Annotated in this window: 17 protein-coding genes and 1 pseudogene; 11 read left to right on the top strand and 7 right to left on the bottom strand. The window is 69.9% G+C overall.

The genetic code is table 11. The features are described 5' to 3' along the window. Positions 1-54: 54 nt before the first annotated feature. The gene (locus tag ABZ855_RS19505; protein ID WP_360808435.1) at positions 55-867 is read right to left on the bottom strand and encodes a class I SAM-dependent methyltransferase; all 813 of its coding nucleotides are present in this window, start codon (positions 865-867) and stop codon (positions 55-57) included. A gap of 383 nt (positions 868-1,250) precedes the next feature. Between ABZ855_RS19505 and rpsA the strand changes: the two genes are divergently transcribed. From rpsA to ABZ855_RS19485, 4 genes are all read left to right on the top strand, one after another. After that, complete coding sequence (gene rpsA / locus ABZ855_RS19500; RefSeq protein ID WP_319199610.1) at positions 1,251-2,750, top strand: 30S ribosomal protein S1; 1,500 nt, start codon at positions 1,251-1,253, stop codon at positions 2,748-2,750. A 302-nt stretch (positions 2,751-3,052) separates the two neighbouring features. Continuing rightward, positions 3,053-3,991, top strand: a complete 939-nt coding sequence (locus ABZ855_RS19495) for a PAC2 family protein (RefSeq protein WP_319199611.1) — start codon at positions 3,053-3,055, stop codon at positions 3,989-3,991. 93 nt (positions 3,992-4,084) lie between these two features. Further along, a complete protein-coding gene (gene coaE / locus ABZ855_RS19490; RefSeq protein WP_360808336.1) occupies positions 4,085-4,693 on the top strand; it encodes a dephospho-CoA kinase in 609 nt (202 codons plus the stop codon). Positions 4,694-4,743: 50 nt separating this feature from the next. Then, positions 4,744-5,133 carry a tetratricopeptide repeat protein gene (locus ABZ855_RS19485; protein WP_360808334.1) on the top strand — a complete coding sequence of 130 codons (390 nt, stop codon included), beginning with the start codon at positions 4,744-4,746 and terminating at the stop codon, positions 5,131-5,133. Between the two features lie 12 nt (positions 5,134-5,145). Here ABZ855_RS19485 and ABZ855_RS19480 read toward each other — a convergent pair whose 3' ends face one another. Continuing rightward, positions 5,146-5,412: a DUF6343 family protein gene (locus ABZ855_RS19480; protein ID WP_327694166.1), complete on the bottom strand. Its 267-nt coding sequence runs from the start codon at positions 5,410-5,412 to the stop codon at positions 5,146-5,148. 212 nt (positions 5,413-5,624) lie between these two features. Between ABZ855_RS19480 and ABZ855_RS19475 the strand changes: the two genes are divergently transcribed. The 3 genes from ABZ855_RS19475 to ABZ855_RS19465 all read left to right on the top strand — a co-directional run bounded on the left by ABZ855_RS19475 (position 5,625) and on the right by ABZ855_RS19465 (position 7,485). Next, entirely contained in the window at positions 5,625-6,314 is a 690-nt protein-coding gene (locus tag ABZ855_RS19475; RefSeq protein WP_360808332.1) for a class I SAM-dependent methyltransferase, read from the top strand. 46 nt (positions 6,315-6,360) lie between these two features. Then, positions 6,361-6,903 carry an MOSC domain-containing protein gene (locus ABZ855_RS19470; protein WP_360808330.1) on the top strand — a complete coding sequence of 181 codons (543 nt, stop codon included), beginning with the start codon at positions 6,361-6,363 and terminating at the stop codon, positions 6,901-6,903. Between the two features lie 87 nt (positions 6,904-6,990). After that, positions 6,991-7,485 (top strand): DoxX family protein, encoded by a 495-nt coding sequence (locus tag ABZ855_RS19465; RefSeq protein ID WP_360808328.1) that lies wholly within the window; start codon positions 6,991-6,993, stop codon positions 7,483-7,485. 55 nt (positions 7,486-7,540) lie between these two features. On the opposite strand, the gene ABZ855_RS19460 is transcribed toward ABZ855_RS19465, so the two are convergent. Beyond that, the gene (locus ABZ855_RS19460) at positions 7,541-8,089 is read right to left on the bottom strand and encodes an RNA-binding S4 domain-containing protein (RefSeq protein ID WP_360808326.1); all 549 of its coding nucleotides are present in this window, start codon (positions 8,087-8,089) and stop codon (positions 7,541-7,543) included. Positions 8,090-8,178: 89 nt separating this feature from the next. Between ABZ855_RS19460 and ABZ855_RS19455 the strand changes: the two genes are divergently transcribed. Then, positions 8,179-8,919 (top strand): uracil-DNA glycosylase, encoded by a 741-nt coding sequence (locus ABZ855_RS19455; RefSeq protein ID WP_360808324.1) that lies wholly within the window; start codon positions 8,179-8,181, stop codon positions 8,917-8,919. A 61-nt stretch (positions 8,920-8,980) separates the two neighbouring features. Further along, positions 8,981-9,952, top strand: a complete 972-nt coding sequence (pip, locus tag ABZ855_RS19450) for a prolyl aminopeptidase (protein ID WP_360808322.1) — start codon at positions 8,981-8,983, stop codon at positions 9,950-9,952. A gap of 45 nt (positions 9,953-9,997) precedes the next feature. On the opposite strand, the gene ABZ855_RS19445 is transcribed toward pip, so the two are convergent. Both ABZ855_RS19445 and ABZ855_RS19440 read right to left on the bottom strand, forming a co-directional pair. Continuing rightward, on the bottom strand, positions 9,998-10,408 hold the full coding sequence (locus ABZ855_RS19445; RefSeq protein ID WP_360808320.1) for a (2Fe-2S) ferredoxin domain-containing protein: 411 nt from the start codon (positions 10,406-10,408) through the stop codon (positions 9,998-10,000). Next, entirely contained in the window at positions 10,405-11,061 is a 657-nt protein-coding gene (locus ABZ855_RS19440) for a GntR family transcriptional regulator (RefSeq protein ID WP_319199622.1), read from the bottom strand. Before ABZ855_RS19440 ends, ABZ855_RS19445 begins: the two co-directional genes overlap by 4 nt. A gap of 240 nt (positions 11,062-11,301) precedes the next feature. Here ABZ855_RS19440 and ABZ855_RS19435 point away from each other — a divergent pair, with 240 nt between their 5' ends. Further along, complete coding sequence (locus ABZ855_RS19435; protein WP_360808318.1) at positions 11,302-12,798, top strand: NCS1 family nucleobase:cation symporter-1; 1,497 nt, start codon at positions 11,302-11,304, stop codon at positions 12,796-12,798. Positions 12,799-12,800: 2 nt separating this feature from the next. After that, entirely contained in the window at positions 12,801-13,517 is a 717-nt protein-coding gene (locus ABZ855_RS19430) for an aspartate/glutamate racemase family protein (RefSeq protein ID WP_360808316.1), read from the top strand. Positions 13,518-13,555: 38 nt separating this feature from the next. On the opposite strand, the gene ABZ855_RS19425 is transcribed toward ABZ855_RS19430, so the two are convergent. Then, positions 13,556-14,038, bottom strand: coding sequence for a GNAT family N-acetyltransferase (locus ABZ855_RS19425; protein ID WP_360808433.1), 483 nt, complete (start codon positions 14,036-14,038; stop codon positions 13,556-13,558). Then, positions 14,012-14,410, bottom strand: a pseudogene (locus ABZ855_RS19420) (RidA family protein); the annotation flags it as partial. The gene ABZ855_RS19425 and the pseudogene ABZ855_RS19420, both read right to left, overlap by 27 nt. Between the last annotated feature and the right edge of the window lie 22 nt (positions 14,411-14,432).

The raw sequence follows: 14,432 nt of genomic DNA, 5'->3' as shown, positions 1-14,432 counted from the left end.
TCCACGCGTGCGTGAAGGGCACTTCTCATGGCCTGCCGGGCACAGCCGGCCGGCTCAGTCGCGCTCACAGACGAGGATCGCCGTCCCCGGGATGAGGCCGCCGCGCAGCGGGGACCAGCCGCCCCACTCGGACGTGTTCCAGGCCGGCCACTCCGGCTCGACCAGGTCGACCAGGCGGAAACCGCCCGCCACGACGTCCCGGACGCGGTCGCCGACCGTCCTGTGGTGCTCGACGTACACCGCGTTGCCGTCGTCGTCCTGCTCGACGTACGGCGTGCGGTCGAAGTACGACCCCGAGACGGACAGGCCCTCCGGACCGGGCTCGTCCGGGAACGCCCAGCGCAGGGGGTGGGTCACCGAGAAGACGAAGCGCCCGCCGGGGCGCAGCACTCGGCGTACCTCCCGCAGCACCAGGACCGGATCGGCGACGAAGGGCATGGCCCCGTACGCCGAGCACACCAGGTCGAAGGAGGCGTCCGCGAAGGGCAGCGCGCCGGCGTCGGCCTCCACCAGAGGGACGTCGCCGCCGATCCGCAGGGCGTGCTGGAGCTGGCGGTGGGAGAGGTCGAGGGCGACCGGACGGGCCCCCTGGGCGGCCAGCCAGCGCGAACACTGGGCCGCGCCGGCGCCGATCTCCAGGATGTCCTTGCCCTTGAGGTCCTCGGCGGGGCCGAGCAGTTCGGCCTCCACCTCGTCGAGGCCCTCGGGGCACCAGACGAAACGGTCGTCGCCGAGGAAGGTGCCGTGCTCGTTCTGGTAGTCGTCCGCGTTGCGGTCCCACCAGCCCCGGTTGGCCCGGGAGCTCTCCGTGACTCCGGCGGGACGCCGGGTGGCCTCCGGCTCGGACGATTCGGGCTCTTGGATGATCGGCTCCCTCGTATTAGTGTGCGGGCTCTTCGGTGTGACCTGTCCCGGCGGGCGTCACGAATGGGGCGTCAACGCGCCCGCGTGGCCTCCTGTGACACGTCTTGTGCCGGGTATGCGGCGATCCGCCCCGGGTGTGCGCCTTCGCGCATTGACCCTGCCCGGCTGCCCCCGTATGCTACAAGTTGCGCTGCGGGCCTGCGCACCTCAGACGTAGCAGGCTGCGCTCGCATCTGTATGTATGTCCCCTCGGTTGTCGAGGCGCCACTGGACCAGCAGGTCCAGGTGTGGCGCTTCCTTGGCTGTCCGGCCTTCTGCAGAGCGAAACGGGCTCCCGGCGCAAGCAGTACCTACGACTCTCTGTCCGTACCGGAGCCCTTTCCCACATGACGAGCAGCACCGAGATCACCGCCACCACTCCGCAGGTTGCGGTCAACGACATCGGTGACGAGGAAGCATTCCTCGCCGCTATCGACGAGACGATCAAGTACTTCAACGATGGCGACATCGTCGACGGCGTCATCGTCAAGGTTGACCGGGACGAGGTTCTCCTCGACATCGGTTACAAGACCGAAGGTGTCATCCCGAGCCGCGAGCTCTCGATCAAGCACGACGTCGACCCCAACGAGGTCGTCAAGGTCGGCGACGAGATCGAAGCCCTTGTTCTCCAGAAGGAGGACAAGGAAGGCCGCCTGATCCTCTCGAAGAAGCGCGCCCAGTACGAGCGCGCCTGGGGCACCATCGAGAAGATCAAGGAAGAGGACGGCATCGTCACCGGTACCGTCATCGAGGTCGTCAAGGGTGGTCTCATCCTCGACATCGGCCTCCGTGGCTTCCTGCCGGCCTCCCTCGTCGAGATGCGTCGTGTCCGCGACCTCCAGCCCTACGTGGGCAAGGAGCTCGAGGCGAAGATCATCGAGCTGGACAAGAACCGCAACAACGTGGTCCTGTCCCGCCGCGCCTGGCTCGAGCAGACCCAGTCCGAGGTGCGCCAGACGTTCCTCACGACCCTGCAGAAGGGTCAGGTCCGCTCCGGCGTCGTCTCCTCGATCGTCAACTTCGGTGCCTTCGTGGACCTGGGTGGCGTCGACGGTCTCGTGCACGTCTCCGAGCTGTCCTGGAAGCACATCGACCACCCCTCCGAGGTTGTCGAGGTCGGCCAGGAAGTCACCGTCGAGGTTCTCGACGTCGACATGGACCGCGAGCGTGTCTCCCTGTCGCTGAAGGCGACGCAGGAAGACCCGTGGCAGCAGTTCGCCCGGACCCACCAGATCGGTCAGGTCGTCCCGGGTAAGGTCACGAAGCTCGTTCCGTTCGGCGCGTTCGTCCGCGTGGACGAGGGCATCGAGGGTCTGGTCCACATCTCCGAGCTGGCCGAGCGCCACGTGGAGATCCCGGAGCAGGTCGTCCAGGTCAACGACGAGATCTTCGTCAAGGTCATCGACATCGACCTCGAGCGCCGTCGCATCAGCCTCTCGCTGAAGCAGGCCAACGAGTCCTTCGGTTCCGACCCGGCCTCGGTCGAGTTCGACCCGACGCTCTACGGCATGGCCGCCTCGTACGACGACCAGGGCAACTACATCTACCCCGAGGGCTTCGACCCCGAGACCAACGACTGGCTCGAGGGCTTCGAATCCCAGCGCGAGGTGTGGGAGAACCAGTACGCCGAGGCGCAGCAGCGCTTCGAGCAGCACCAGGCTCAGGTCATCAAGTCCCGCGAGGCGGACGCCCAGGCCGAGGCCGACGGCACCGGCGCTGCGGGTGCGGCTCCGGCCGCCTCCGGTGGCGGCTCGTACTCCTCGGAGTCGGACGACACGTCCGGCGCCCTGGCGTCCGACGAGGCCCTTGCGGCGCTCCGCGAGAAGCTGGCCGGCGGCCAGAGCTGATCGCTGCCGCTGTGGCTTAGCAGCTAGTTGAGGGGCCCGCACCTTTGAGGTGCGGGCCCCTCGTGCTGCGCGTGTGGCGGTTGTCGTGCGGGTGCGGGTTCGGTGGGGGCTTGTCGCGCAGTTCCCCGCGCACCTGAGGGAGTGGGGGCTGGTCGTGCAGTTCCTCGCGGGCCTGAGGGGGTGGGGGCTGGTCGCGCAGTTCCCCGCGCCCCTTGGGGAGTTGGGGCTGCTGTTCTTACAAGTGGGAATGACCGCGTCCTGTGCGGCGTTGTTGAGTATGAACACGAGGAGGAGCGGTCACTGTGCTTGATCCGCAGGGTTTGTACGCATGGGAGCCGAAAGGCCTGGCTGTCGTCGACATGGCGTTGGCGCAGGAGTCGGCGGGTCTTGTCATGCTCTACCACTTCGACGGGTACATCGACGCGGGGGAGACCGGCGGCCAGATCGTCGACCGGTTGCTCGACACACTGCCGCACCAGGTGGTGGCCCGCTTCGATCACGACCGGCTCGTGGACTACCGCGCGCGCCGCCCGCTGCTGACGTTCAAGCGCGACCGCTGGACGGACTACGAGGTGCCTTCGCTCGATGTGCGGCTGGTGCAGGACGCCACCGGGGCGCCCTTCCTGCTGCTGTCCGGACCCGAGCCGGACGTCGAGTGGGAGCGCTTCGCCCTGGCCGTGCAGCAGATCGTCGAGCGTCTCGGCGTACGCCTGTCGGTGAACTTCCACGGCATCCCCATGGGCGTACCGCACACCCGGCCCGTGGGTCTCACGCCGCACGGCAACCGGAACGAACTGGTGCCGGGACACCGCAGCCCCTTCGAGGAGGCGCAGGTCCCCGGCAGCGCCGAGTCGCTCGTCGAGTACCGCCTCATGGAGGCCGGTCACGACGTCCTGGGCGTCGCCGCGCACGTCCCGCACTACATCGCCCGCTCCCCGTATCCGGATGCCGCACTGACCGTCCTGGAGGCCGTCACGGCCGCCACCGGCCTGGTCCTGCCCGGTATCGCGCACGCGCTGCGCACGGACGCCCACCGCACCCAGACGGAGATCGACCGCCAGATCCAGGAGGGCGACGAGGACCTCGTGGCCCTGGTACAGGGACTTGAGCACCAGTTCGACGCTGCTGCGGGTGCCGAGAGCCGGGGCAACATGCTCGCCGAGCCGGTCGACATCCCGTCCGCCGACGAGATCGGGCTGGAGTTCGAGCGATTTCTCGCGGAGCGGGAAGGCGAGGGCTGAGCCCACCCCACCCGAGGGCCGGCTTTCACGGGCCGTGCCCTCGCGGACGCCCTGTCGGAGACGCTGTCAGTGCCAGGCCCTAAGCTTCCCGGCATGCTGACAGTGGGCCTGACCGGCGGCATCGGGGCCGGCAAGAGTGAGGTGTCGCGGCTGCTCGTCGCGCAGGGCGCGGTTTTGATCGACGCGGACCGTATCGCGCGCGAGGTCGTCGCCCCGGGGACCGAGGGGCTCGCCGCGGTGGTCGACGCCTTCGGTACGGAGGTGCTCGCCGAGGACGGCGGACTGGACCGGCCCAAACTGGGTTCGATCGTCTTCGCCGACCCGGAGAAGCTCGCCGTGCTCAACTCCATCGTGCACCCCCTCGTGGGCGCCCGGTCGCGCGCCCTCGAAGCCGCCGCGGCGGACGACGCGGTCGTCGTCCACGACGTCCCGCTGCTCGCGGAGAACGGCCTCAAGTCGCTCTACGACCTCGTGATCGTCGTCGACGCGCGCCCCGAGACCCAGCTCGACCGGCTGGTCCGGCTGCGCGGCATGACGGAGCACGACGCACGCGCGCGCATGGCCGCCCAGGCGACCCGCGAGAAGCGGCTGGAAATCGCGGATGTCGTCATCGACAACGACGTGCCCCTGGAGCAACTGCAACGCCGCGTAAGGGACGTATGGGCGGATCTCGTACGCAGAGCACGGACATCCGGGGAATAGCGCTGCGCTGTCCGGGCGTTGAACCGGCGCAGTGAGGGAAGGACTCAGCCGTGCCCCAGACCAGCGGATCGACCGGACGTACTCCGGAGACGCATGTCATCGACTTTCGCGCCGCCGAGCGACTGCTCGACGCGCGCGATCCCCGTGGCGCGGTGAAACTGCTCGACTCCGTGATCGCCGCGCACCCCGAGAACACCGCCGCCCGGCTGCTGCGCGCGCGTGCCTTCTTCGCCGCCGCTCAACTGCGGCCCGCGGAACTCGAGTTCACGATCGTCCTGGAGCGCGAGCCGGACAACGCGTTCGCGCACTACGCGCTCGCGCGTACCTACGAGCGTCAGCGCCGCCCCGACCAGGCCAAGCGTCACTTCCGGCTGGCGGCGGCACTCGACCCGAACCCGCGCTATCTGGAAGCGGCGCGCTTCGACGACTCGCAGCCCTAGAGCCGGGGTTTCTTACGGGCCGCGCTGTTCCGGTGGGCGGTACGGCGGGATGTCGGGGCCCGGCTGGTAGTGCGGGCCCTGCCGGATGTGCCGCAGGATCATGGTCAGGTCGACCGTGACGACCAGCCACAGGACACCGCAGGCAGCAGCCCACCCAGGGCGTCCGGCGAGCGCGAACGCGGCGGTGCCGGCGATCGCCCACACCAGCCCCCACACGCTCAGCCACAGGCGCGCCCGCAGGGCACTGCGCGCTGTCATCGGCTCACTGCCTGTACGCATCAGGACCACCACTCCTTCCTGCAACGTACTCTCCGGACCGGACGTTCACCAAAGGCCGACGGAACGCCTCCGGCTCGCCAGGAGGCGGGAGTAGCGGGCGGGCGGGCACTGGTTCATCGGGCCGGAGGGTTCCCGTTTCCAGCGGTTTGACTCGAACGGGTGAACCGGCTGGCAGGGGGAACGGCCGTGCGGTCGCGGGCCGTTGTGCGGGCATGAAACGGGAAACGCGAGAAGGATATGAAGGCACGGGACCAGGTGCCATCACCCCGGACGGCTGCGCGGTCGAGCTCTACTCACGCCTGCCGATCGGCGACGAGCCGGACATCATCGCCGCGGCGGTACCCGCCGACACGCACATCCTGGAGCTGGGCAGCGGTGTCGGACGCATGACCCACCCCCTCCTGGAACGGGGCTTCACGGTCACGGCGGTGGACGAGTCGGCCGAGATGCTGGAGCGCGTCCGGGGAGCGCGGACGATATGCAGCCCGATCGAGGATCTCGAGCTGGACGAGAAGTTCGACGTCGTGCTGCTCGCGTCCTTCCTCGTGCACGCCGGGGACGTCGAGGTGCGGCGGGGACTGCTGCGCACCTGCGTCCGGCACCTCGCGGAGGGCGGCCGGGTGCTGATCCAGCGCGAGGGCGCGGACTACCACACGAACCTGCCCCGCGAGCGGGTCGGCCCGGCCGGGTCGACGATACGGCTGGTGTCGTCGGAGCCGGTCGGGGACGGCGTCCACTCGGTGCACGCGGAGTACGCGTTCCCGGACGCGACGTGGACCCAGACCTTCCTGGCCAGACCGTTGACACCGGAGCAGTTCGAGGAGGCTCTGGGGGAGGCCGGGCTGAGGGTGGACCGGTATGTGACGGAGGACGGGGTCTGGGTGAGGGCGGTGCGTGGGTAGGGGGAGCGTGTAGTGAACGCACGAAATGACGAGGGGGTGCTCAGGGATGAGCGGCACAGTGGTGGCGGTCAGCAGCAACGGGGTGTACTCGTTCAGCAAGCCGAACCGGGACAGCGTCAGACTGCTGGCCGGGCTCGGCGTCCAAGGGGACATACACGCCGGGACGACCGTCAGGCATCGCTCGCGCATGGCGAAGGATCCCACGCAGCCGAATCTGCGCCAGGTGCACCTCGTGCACGAGGAACTCCTCGCCGAGGTCGCCGAGCAGGGGTTCGAGGTGGCGCCCGGTGAGCTCGGCGAGAACATCACCACCCGGGGTGTCGATCTGCTGGCACTTCCGGTCGGCACCTTGTTGCACATCGGCGACGACGTGGTGCTGACGGTGACCGGCCTGCGCAATCCCTGCCTGCAGATCGACGGATACCAGGACGGGCTGCTCAAGCAGGTGGTCGGTCGGGACGCCGCCGGGAACGTCGTCCGCAAGGCCGGAATCATGAGCGTCGTGACGGAAGGGGGTGAGGTGCGCCCCGGAGACACGGTCAAGGTGGAGCTCCCGAGCGGGCCGCACCAGGCACTGCGGCCGGTCTGAGAAGTACCGCCGGGCGGCGATGAGTTCTGGGGCGACGGTCGGTCTACCTCTGCGAAAGCAACCCAACCGCTCACACGGGAGACTTCCATGTCCGAGACCACCGCCCCCGCCCCCACCACGTCCCTCACCGTCACCGCCGGCTCCGACGTTTCCACCACTCACGGCACTGCCACCGGGTCAGGGGCCGGGTCCGCTCGGGCGCGGCGCGCCTGGATCGCACTGCGAGCGCTTCAGGTGGTGCTGGCGCTGTTCTACGGCTTCGCGAGTGCGCTGCCCAAGCTGATCGCGCACCCGTCGGCCGCCGAGTCCTTCGACAGGATCGGCTGGGGCAGCGCGGGTATGTACACCATTGGCCTGCTCGAACTGGCCGGAGCCGTCGCCCTGTTGATCCCGGTGCTGCAGTCGGTGGCCGCGATGGCGTTGAGCGCGCTGATGGTCGGCGCGTTCGTCGTGCAGGTCACCGTCTTCGACGGGCAGTACGCGGCGACACCGGTGATCCTCATGGTGCCGCTCACGCTCATAGCCTGGGCCCGCCGAGGGCACAACGCGGATCTGCTGCGGCTGGTGCGGCGCCAGGCGTAGAAGGTGTGGTGTGACGCATGAGGGCCCGCCCTCCGGGGAGGGCCCGGCGGCCGTCCTACGAGGCGTCGCCGGGTCCGCCGACACCTCGTAGGCGTTCCATCTCGCGGCGGTCCCGCTTGGTCGGGCGGCCCGCGCCGCGGTCGCGGACGCCGGCCGGTGCGACGGCCTCGCGGGGTGGCGGCGGAGGGCTGTTGTCGACGTAGCACTGGATGGCCACGGGCGCCCCGACCCGCTTGCGGATCAGGCGCTTCACCACGACGATCCGTTCGTGGCCCGCGTGGCGGAGGCGTACCTCGTCGCCGACGCGCACGGAGTACGCGGGCTTCACGCGCTCGCCGTTGACACGGACGTGGCCGCCTCGGCAGGCGGTCGCGCCCATGGAGCGGGTCTTCACCAGACGTACGGACCAGATCCAGCTGTCGATGCGGACGGTCTCACCGCTCGCGGGACCGGCTGCGTCCGCCGCCGCCACTGCCGAGGAGGCCGGCGCCGTCCCGGCGGCGGTGCCATCTTCGACGTGCGTGCCGTTCTCGGCCCGCGTGCCGTTCTCCACCCGTGCGCCGTCTTCGGTGTTCGCGCCCTCGGAAGCCCTGCCAGATGCCATGCCCCCGACCTTAGTACGCCGGATCGGGCGGACCGGACGGGTTTTTCCGGTCGCGGCGGCGTTCCTCTCCGCCGTTCTACCGTGGACGCATGGACACCAGTGATCCGGCAACCGGGGCAACCGGGCTGACCGGGCCGACCACGCTGGCCCTGCTCGACGAGCGGATCGCCGGGTGCCGGGTCTGCCCCCGGCTGGTCGCCTGGCGGGAGGAGGTCGCCCGTACCAAGCGGGCCGGTTTCGCCGACTGGGACTACTGGGGGCGACCGGTGCCCGGGTTCGGGCCGCCGGACGCCCGGCTGCTGATCGTCGGACTGGCGCCCGCTGCCCACGGCGGGAACCGGACCGGGCGGATGTTCACCGGGGACCGCTCGGGAGACGTGCTGTACGCGGCGCTGCACGAGGTGGGGCTGGCGTCGCAGGCCACATCAGTGAGTGTCGACGACGGGCTCGACCTGTACGGCGTACGCATCACCTCGCCCGTGCACTGCGCCCCGCCCGCCAACAAGCCGACGCCCGAGGAGCGGGACGCCTGCCGGCCCTGGCTGCTGAGCGAGCTGGAACTGCTCCGGCCGACACTGCGGGCCGTGGTGGTGCTCGGGGCGTTCGGCTGGCAGGCGACGCTGCCCGCCCTCGACGCGGCCGGCTGGAGCGTGCCGCGTCCGCGCCCCGCCTTCGGGCACGGGGCGCGGGTCACCCTCGGCGGCGGGTTGCGGCTCTTCGGGTGCTTCCACGTCAGCCAGCGCAACACCTTCACCGGCCGCCTCACACCCGCGATGCTCCAGGACGTACTGCGGGACGCGGCGAGCGCCGCCGGCCTGCCCCACCGGTAGCGGGAGCGGCTGCGCGGAAAATGGGGGGACCGGACCGGCGCGGGCGCGTTACGTTGCCCCGATGGGCCTGTATCCGGAGATCGAACCGTACGACCACGGCATGCTGGAGGTCGGCGACGGCAACCGCGTCTACTGGGAGGTCTGCGGCAACCCGCGGGGCAAACCGGCGGTGATGCTGCACGGTGGGCCGGGGTCGGGAGCGAGCGCGAACTTCCGCCGGTACTTCGATCCGGCGGAGTACCGGATCGTGCTGCTGGACCAGCGTGGGGCCGGGCGTTCGACGCCGCACGCGAGCGCCTACGACACCGATATGAGCGTCAACACGACGGCCCATATCCTGGCCGATCTCGAGCTGCTGAGGCGGCACTTGGGGATCGAGCGGTGGCTGGTCTGGGGCGTGTCGTGGGGTTCGGTGCTCGGGCTTCGCTACGCCCAGACGCATCCGGATGTCGTGTCCGAACTGGTGCTCACCGCGGTTGCGACCGGTTCCGACGCCGAAGTGGCCCTGCTGACCAGAGGACTGGGGAATCTGTTCCCCGAGGCGTTCGAGCGATTCCGTGCCGGGGTGCCCGAGGACGAGCGGGACGGGAATCTGGCCGCCGCGTACAACCGGCTGCTGGAGTCGCCCGACCCAGAGGTGCGAGAGCGCGCCGCGCGGGCGTGGACCGACTGGGAGACGGCCATGATCCCGGCGCCGCCCCGCTCCGTACCGCGCTACGAGGACCCGGTGTTCCGCATGGGCTTCGCCCGGACCGTCACCCACTACTGGGGCGGCGACCACTTCCTGGGCGAAGGGAACGAGGGCGCGCACGGCGTCGTGATGCGCGACGCGCACCTGCTCAAAGGCATCCCCGGCACCCTCGTCCAGGGCAGCCTCGATCCCGGGAATCTGCTCGGCACGGTGTGGCGGCTCCATCACGCCTGGCCCGGCAGCGAGTTGATCGTCGTCGACGAGGTGGGCCACAACGCCGGAGCGCCGGGCATGGTGGACGAGCTGGTGGCGGCCACGGACCGGTACGCCGCCCGTGGCTGAGCCGGCCCAGCCGTAAGGGGGCGGCGGTCAGCCGTAGCCGGTCCTCTAACGGCGGCGGGCGCGGGTGCGTTCGCCCGCCGACTGTATGAACTGGAGTTCCAGCGAGGCCGGGGGAGGGGCCACGCCGGGGCCACCCGCCTCCGCCCAGCGGAGTATCTCGTCGGTGCAGTCGTCGCCCATCGACCAGCCGATCCACACGGCTTTCCCACCACGCCTGCGGCCCTCGCCCGACGGCTGTACGACGATGACGTTCGCCTGGTCGCAGGGGCCGAGGCAGTCCGTCGTACGGACCGCGAGGCGGCCGGCGGAGGCCGTGGCCGCCGCCCGCAGTCGCTCCAGCTGCCAGTCGTGGTCGTAGCCGGGGTACTTGCGCGGGTCGCCGCAACAGCAGCCACGGCAGACGATCAGGGTGCAGGGGCGGGTGCGGGCGGCGCCGATCACCGTACGGGCGCTCACAGCTCGCCCTCCGTTCCGAAGAGGTGCCGTACCGTCGAGCGGTGGTTGGCCTGGACGTGGGTCAGTGCGTGGGCGCGGGCCCGCGCCGGGTCGCCGGACGCGATCGCGTCGTACAACTCGCGGTGCTCGGTGAGGAGTTGGGGCCACTCCTCGTTTCGGCGGGTGAGCCAGCGGAGTCTGCCGTCGACCGGTTCCATGACCGAGATCAGCAGGCTGTTGCCGGCCGTGGCCAGGATGCGGTCGTGGAAGCGGGTGTTGACGTCGGTGATCGTCTCCGCGTCGTCCGCCGCCGTCGCCGCGGCGGCCCGGTCGAGGAGTTCCGCGAGTTCGGCCAGGTCCGCCGGGGTCGCGCGGGACGCGGCGAGGCCTGACGCGTAGACCTCCAACGCCTCGCGCAGTTCGAAGAGCTCGGCCACGTCGGTCGGGGTGAGGCGGCGTACGACCGTGCGCCGCGGGGTCTCGAAGAAGACGAAGCCCTCGGCGACCAGGGCCCGGATCGCCTCGCGGACGGGGACCCGGGACACCCCGAAGCGTTCGGCCAGTTCGCGTTCGACCAGTCGGTCGCCGGGGCCGAGCCGACCGGCGATGATCTCCTCGCGCAGGGCCGCCAGGACGCGCTCGCGCACCGCTCCGAGCGGTTCGATCTTCGTCATGGGCCCATCTTCGCCGACCCGGGCGTGATTTACGGAGCCGTAACAGAGCGGACATCGGACCCGACTCTTGACGGGAGGAGCATGTGCGCAGTTTGGTATACCAAACATGGCGCAGCTGGCCCCGTTCCGATCTACTCTGCTGCGGTCTGCTGCCGTTTGTCGTTCTCCTCCGCCCCCCGCTCGCCCCGCCTCCGCTGCAACCCGCCTCTCCCGCCCCGTCCCCTCGCCCATGGAGCTCCCGTGTCCCTCGCCGACAGAGCCGAAGCCATCGGCACCACCCCAGCCTTCGTCCCCGATCCCCGGCTCACCAACGAAGACCTCGCGCCCGCGGGCAAGCGCAACTGGAAGGTCTTCGACCTCTTCGCGATGTGGATGTCCGACGTCCACAACCTCGGCAACTACACCTTCGCGGCGGGCCTGCTGGTCCTCGGTATGAACGTCTGGCAGATCTTCACCTCCCTGCTCGTGGGCTTCGTGATCATCTACGTCGGCATGAACTGGATGGGGAAGATCGGCCAGCGGCACGGCGTTCCGTTCCCCGTGGTCAGCCGGATCAGCTTCGGCGTCTGGGGTGCCAACATCCCCGCCCTCATCAGGGCTGTCATCGCCATCATGTGGTACGGCATCCAGACCTACCTGGCATCCGTCGCCGTCAACGTCATGCTGCTCGCGGCCTGGCCGGGCCTCGAATCCTGGACGCACAGCTCCTTCCTCGGGCTCGACGCGCTCGGCTGGGTGTCCTTCGTCTCGCTGTGGCTGATCCAGGCGTTGATCATCAGCCAGGGCATGGAGTCCGTACGGAAGTTCCAGGACTTCTGCGGGCCGGCCATCTGGCTCGTCATGATCGCGCTCGCCGTCTGGATCCTCGCCAAGGCCGGCTGGAGCATCTCGCTCACCTCCACTCCGCACCCGGTGTCGGTCGGCGAGCAGTGGCGGCAGTGGTTCGGCGCGATCGGGCTGATCCTCGCCACGTACGGCACGCTGATGCTCAACTTCTGCGACTTCTCGCGCTTCGCGCCCGACTACAAGACCGTCAAGCGCGGCAATTTCTGGGGGCTGCCCTTCAACTCGACGGCCTTCGTGATCGTCTCGGTCATCGTCACCGCCGGTTCGATCGAGGTGTTCGGTGAGGCCATTACCGACCCGGCGGAGCTGGTCGCCAAGGTCGGCAACACCTGGGTGCTGGTACTGGCGGCCCTGACCTTCGCCGTCGCCACCATGGGCGTCAACATCGTCGCCAACTTCGTCTCACCCGCCTACGACCTGGCCAACGTCTGGCCGCAGAAGATCACCTTCAAGGTCGGCGGCATGATCAGCACGGTCGCCGCGCTGGTGGTGACCCCGTGGAACCTCTTCTCCAACCCCACGGTCGTCCAGTACTTCCTCGGCGGCCTCGGCGCCTTCCTGGGACCGCTGTTCGGTGTGATCATGCTCGACTACTTCTGGGTCAAGAAGGGCCGCGTCGACGTCGACGAACTGTTCAACGCCCAGCCCGGATCGCGCTACTACTACCGCAAGGGCGTCAACCCCAAGGCGCTGTGGGCCTTTCTGCCCGCGGCCGGCGTCGCGGCGGTACTCGCCCTGGTGAAGGACTTCAGCGACGTTGCCCCGTACTCGTGGTTCATCGGTACGGCGCTGGCGGCGGGGCTGTACGCGCTCCTGTGCCGCGACGAGCGGGCAGCGGCCCTCTCCGACGAGCCGTCCGCTCCCGCCTCCGGCACTTCCGTGGCGGGCTGAACGTGCGGATCGTCGTCACCAACTGCAACACGACGCAGGAGATGACCGAGGAGATCGTACGAGGTGCCCGGGCCGTCGCAGGCCCGGGCACCACCGTGCGCGGTCTCACCCCCGCGTGGGGACCCGAGTCGGCGGAGGGCTGGCTCGACAGTTATCTCTCGGCCGCCGCCGTCCTCGACACCCTGCGCACATACGAGGGTCCGTACGACGCCGTCGTCATGGCCGGGTTCGGGGAGCACGGGCGGGAAGGCGTACGGGAGCTGGTGGATGTACCCGTCGTCGACATCACCGAGGCCGCCGCGCACCTCGCCTGTCTGCTCGGGCGGCGGTACGGGGTCGTCACCACCCTCGAGCGGTCGTGCGGCCAGATCGAGGACAGCCTCGACACCGCCGGCGTCGGCCGGAACTGCGCCGCCGTCGTCGGCACCGGCCTTGGCGTCCTCGACCTGGGCGACGACCGGCGGACCGAGGAGGCGTTCGTCGCCGCGGCCGAGCGGGCGGTCGCGGCGGGGGCCGAGGTACTCGTCCTGGGCTGCGCGGGGATGACCGGCCTGCAGCGGGCGGTCGGCGAGAAACTCGGGTTGCCGGTGGTCGACGGGGTGGGAGCGGCGGTCAAGCTGGCCGAGTCGCTGGTCGCGCTGGGACTGACGACGAGCCGCGCGGGCGGGTACGCGAAGCCGTTGCCCAAGAGACGGGGCTGGGGGCGGCCGGGGGAGTGAGGGCGGGGAATGAGAGCGGGGAATGAGAGCGGGGCTCCTCACCCTTGGTTAGGTCGCCAGGCGTAACGCACATCCGGTTCCCGCTCCTCGTTTCCGCTGCCGTCCGTGTGCTCGACGGCGACGAATCCGTGCCGTTCGTAGAAGCGGTGGGCGGGCTTGTTGACCTGGAAGGTCCACAGGGACAGTCCGCCAGGGCTGCGCTCCTTCGCGAGGGCGACGAAAAGATCACCGATGCCGTGCCCACGCCACTCCGGGTGCAGGTACAGCTGGGACACCTTGTCGCCGTCGAGCACCATCACGCCGACGATCCCGCCCCCGTCCGACGCCTCCGCGACCCAGGTCTCGCGGTGAGGAACCACCACGTCCCGGAAGTAGTCACGGACCTCGTCGTCGGATTTCGGCCAGGCGACGGTCGGCAGGGCGACGGCTCTGGACCGCAGCAGCACGTCGGCCGCGGCGCGGGCATCGCCGGCCACCGCACGGCGGAGGGCGATCTTCGGGACGGCGGCCGTTGCCGTGATCTCCACCAACTGGCCCGGGTAGCCGAGGCAGGCCACTCCGAGGAGGGTCGACGAATGAGGTCCGGCGGACAGACCAGAGGCCTCGACGACCTTCCAGACGGCGGACAGCACCTCGGGCTCGCCGCTCACCACGTACACGTCGGTCGACAGGACATGCGCGAAGTCACTGCCCACCGCCCGCAGTTGCTCGCCCAGATTGGCGATCACCTGCCCTGCCTGCCGCACCGGATCCCCCACGCCGACGATCCGCCCATGTGCGTCGAGCGGCACAGAGCCGGCGAGGAACGCGAGACGCGTCCCCGCCTCGACGACGGAGGCGTGGGAGTAGACGGGCGGCGGGAACAGGCCGGGGACGGTGACGCGCTTGATCACGGCGGACTCCTGGAGAGCGGCG

It is taken from the genome of Streptomyces sp. NPDC047042 (assembly GCF_040644035.1).
Lineage (GTDB): Bacteria > Actinomycetota > Actinomycetes > Streptomycetales > Streptomycetaceae > Streptomyces.
Note: the sequence above shows the minus strand (reverse complement) of the source record. Positions and strands in the feature narration are given on the sequence as shown.

What these genes read in the sequence shown, in the direction of transcription:
- pip (WP_360808322.1), top strand. Translation starts at nt 8,981, where the DNA reads ATGGGCCTGTATCCGGAGATCGAACCGTACGACCACGGCATGCTGGAG.
- ABZ855_RS19480 (WP_327694166.1), bottom strand. Translation starts at nt 5,412, where the DNA reads ATGCGTACAGGCAGTGAGCCGATGACAGCGCGCAGTGCCCTGCGGGCG.
- coaE (WP_360808336.1), top strand. Translation starts at nt 4,085, where the DNA reads ATGCTGACAGTGGGCCTGACCGGCGGCATCGGGGCCGGCAAGAGTGAG.
- ABZ855_RS19440 (WP_319199622.1), bottom strand. Translation starts at nt 11,061, where the DNA reads ATGACGAAGATCGAACCGCTCGGAGCGGTGCGCGAGCGCGTCCTGGCG.
- ABZ855_RS19455 (WP_360808324.1), top strand. Translation starts at nt 8,179, where the DNA reads ATGGACACCAGTGATCCGGCAACCGGGGCAACCGGGCTGACCGGGCCG.
- ABZ855_RS19465 (WP_360808328.1), top strand. Translation starts at nt 6,991, where the DNA reads ATGTCCGAGACCACCGCCCCCGCCCCCACCACGTCCCTCACCGTCACC.
- ABZ855_RS19470 (WP_360808330.1), top strand. Translation starts at nt 6,361, where the DNA reads ATGAGCGGCACAGTGGTGGCGGTCAGCAGCAACGGGGTGTACTCGTTC.
- ABZ855_RS19460 (WP_360808326.1), bottom strand. Translation starts at nt 8,089, where the DNA reads ATGGCATCTGGCAGGGCTTCCGAGGGCGCGAACACCGAAGACGGCGCA.
- rpsA (WP_319199610.1), top strand. Translation starts at nt 1,251, where the DNA reads ATGACGAGCAGCACCGAGATCACCGCCACCACTCCGCAGGTTGCGGTC.
- ABZ855_RS19475 (WP_360808332.1), top strand. Translation starts at nt 5,625, where the DNA reads ATGAAACGGGAAACGCGAGAAGGATATGAAGGCACGGGACCAGGTGCC.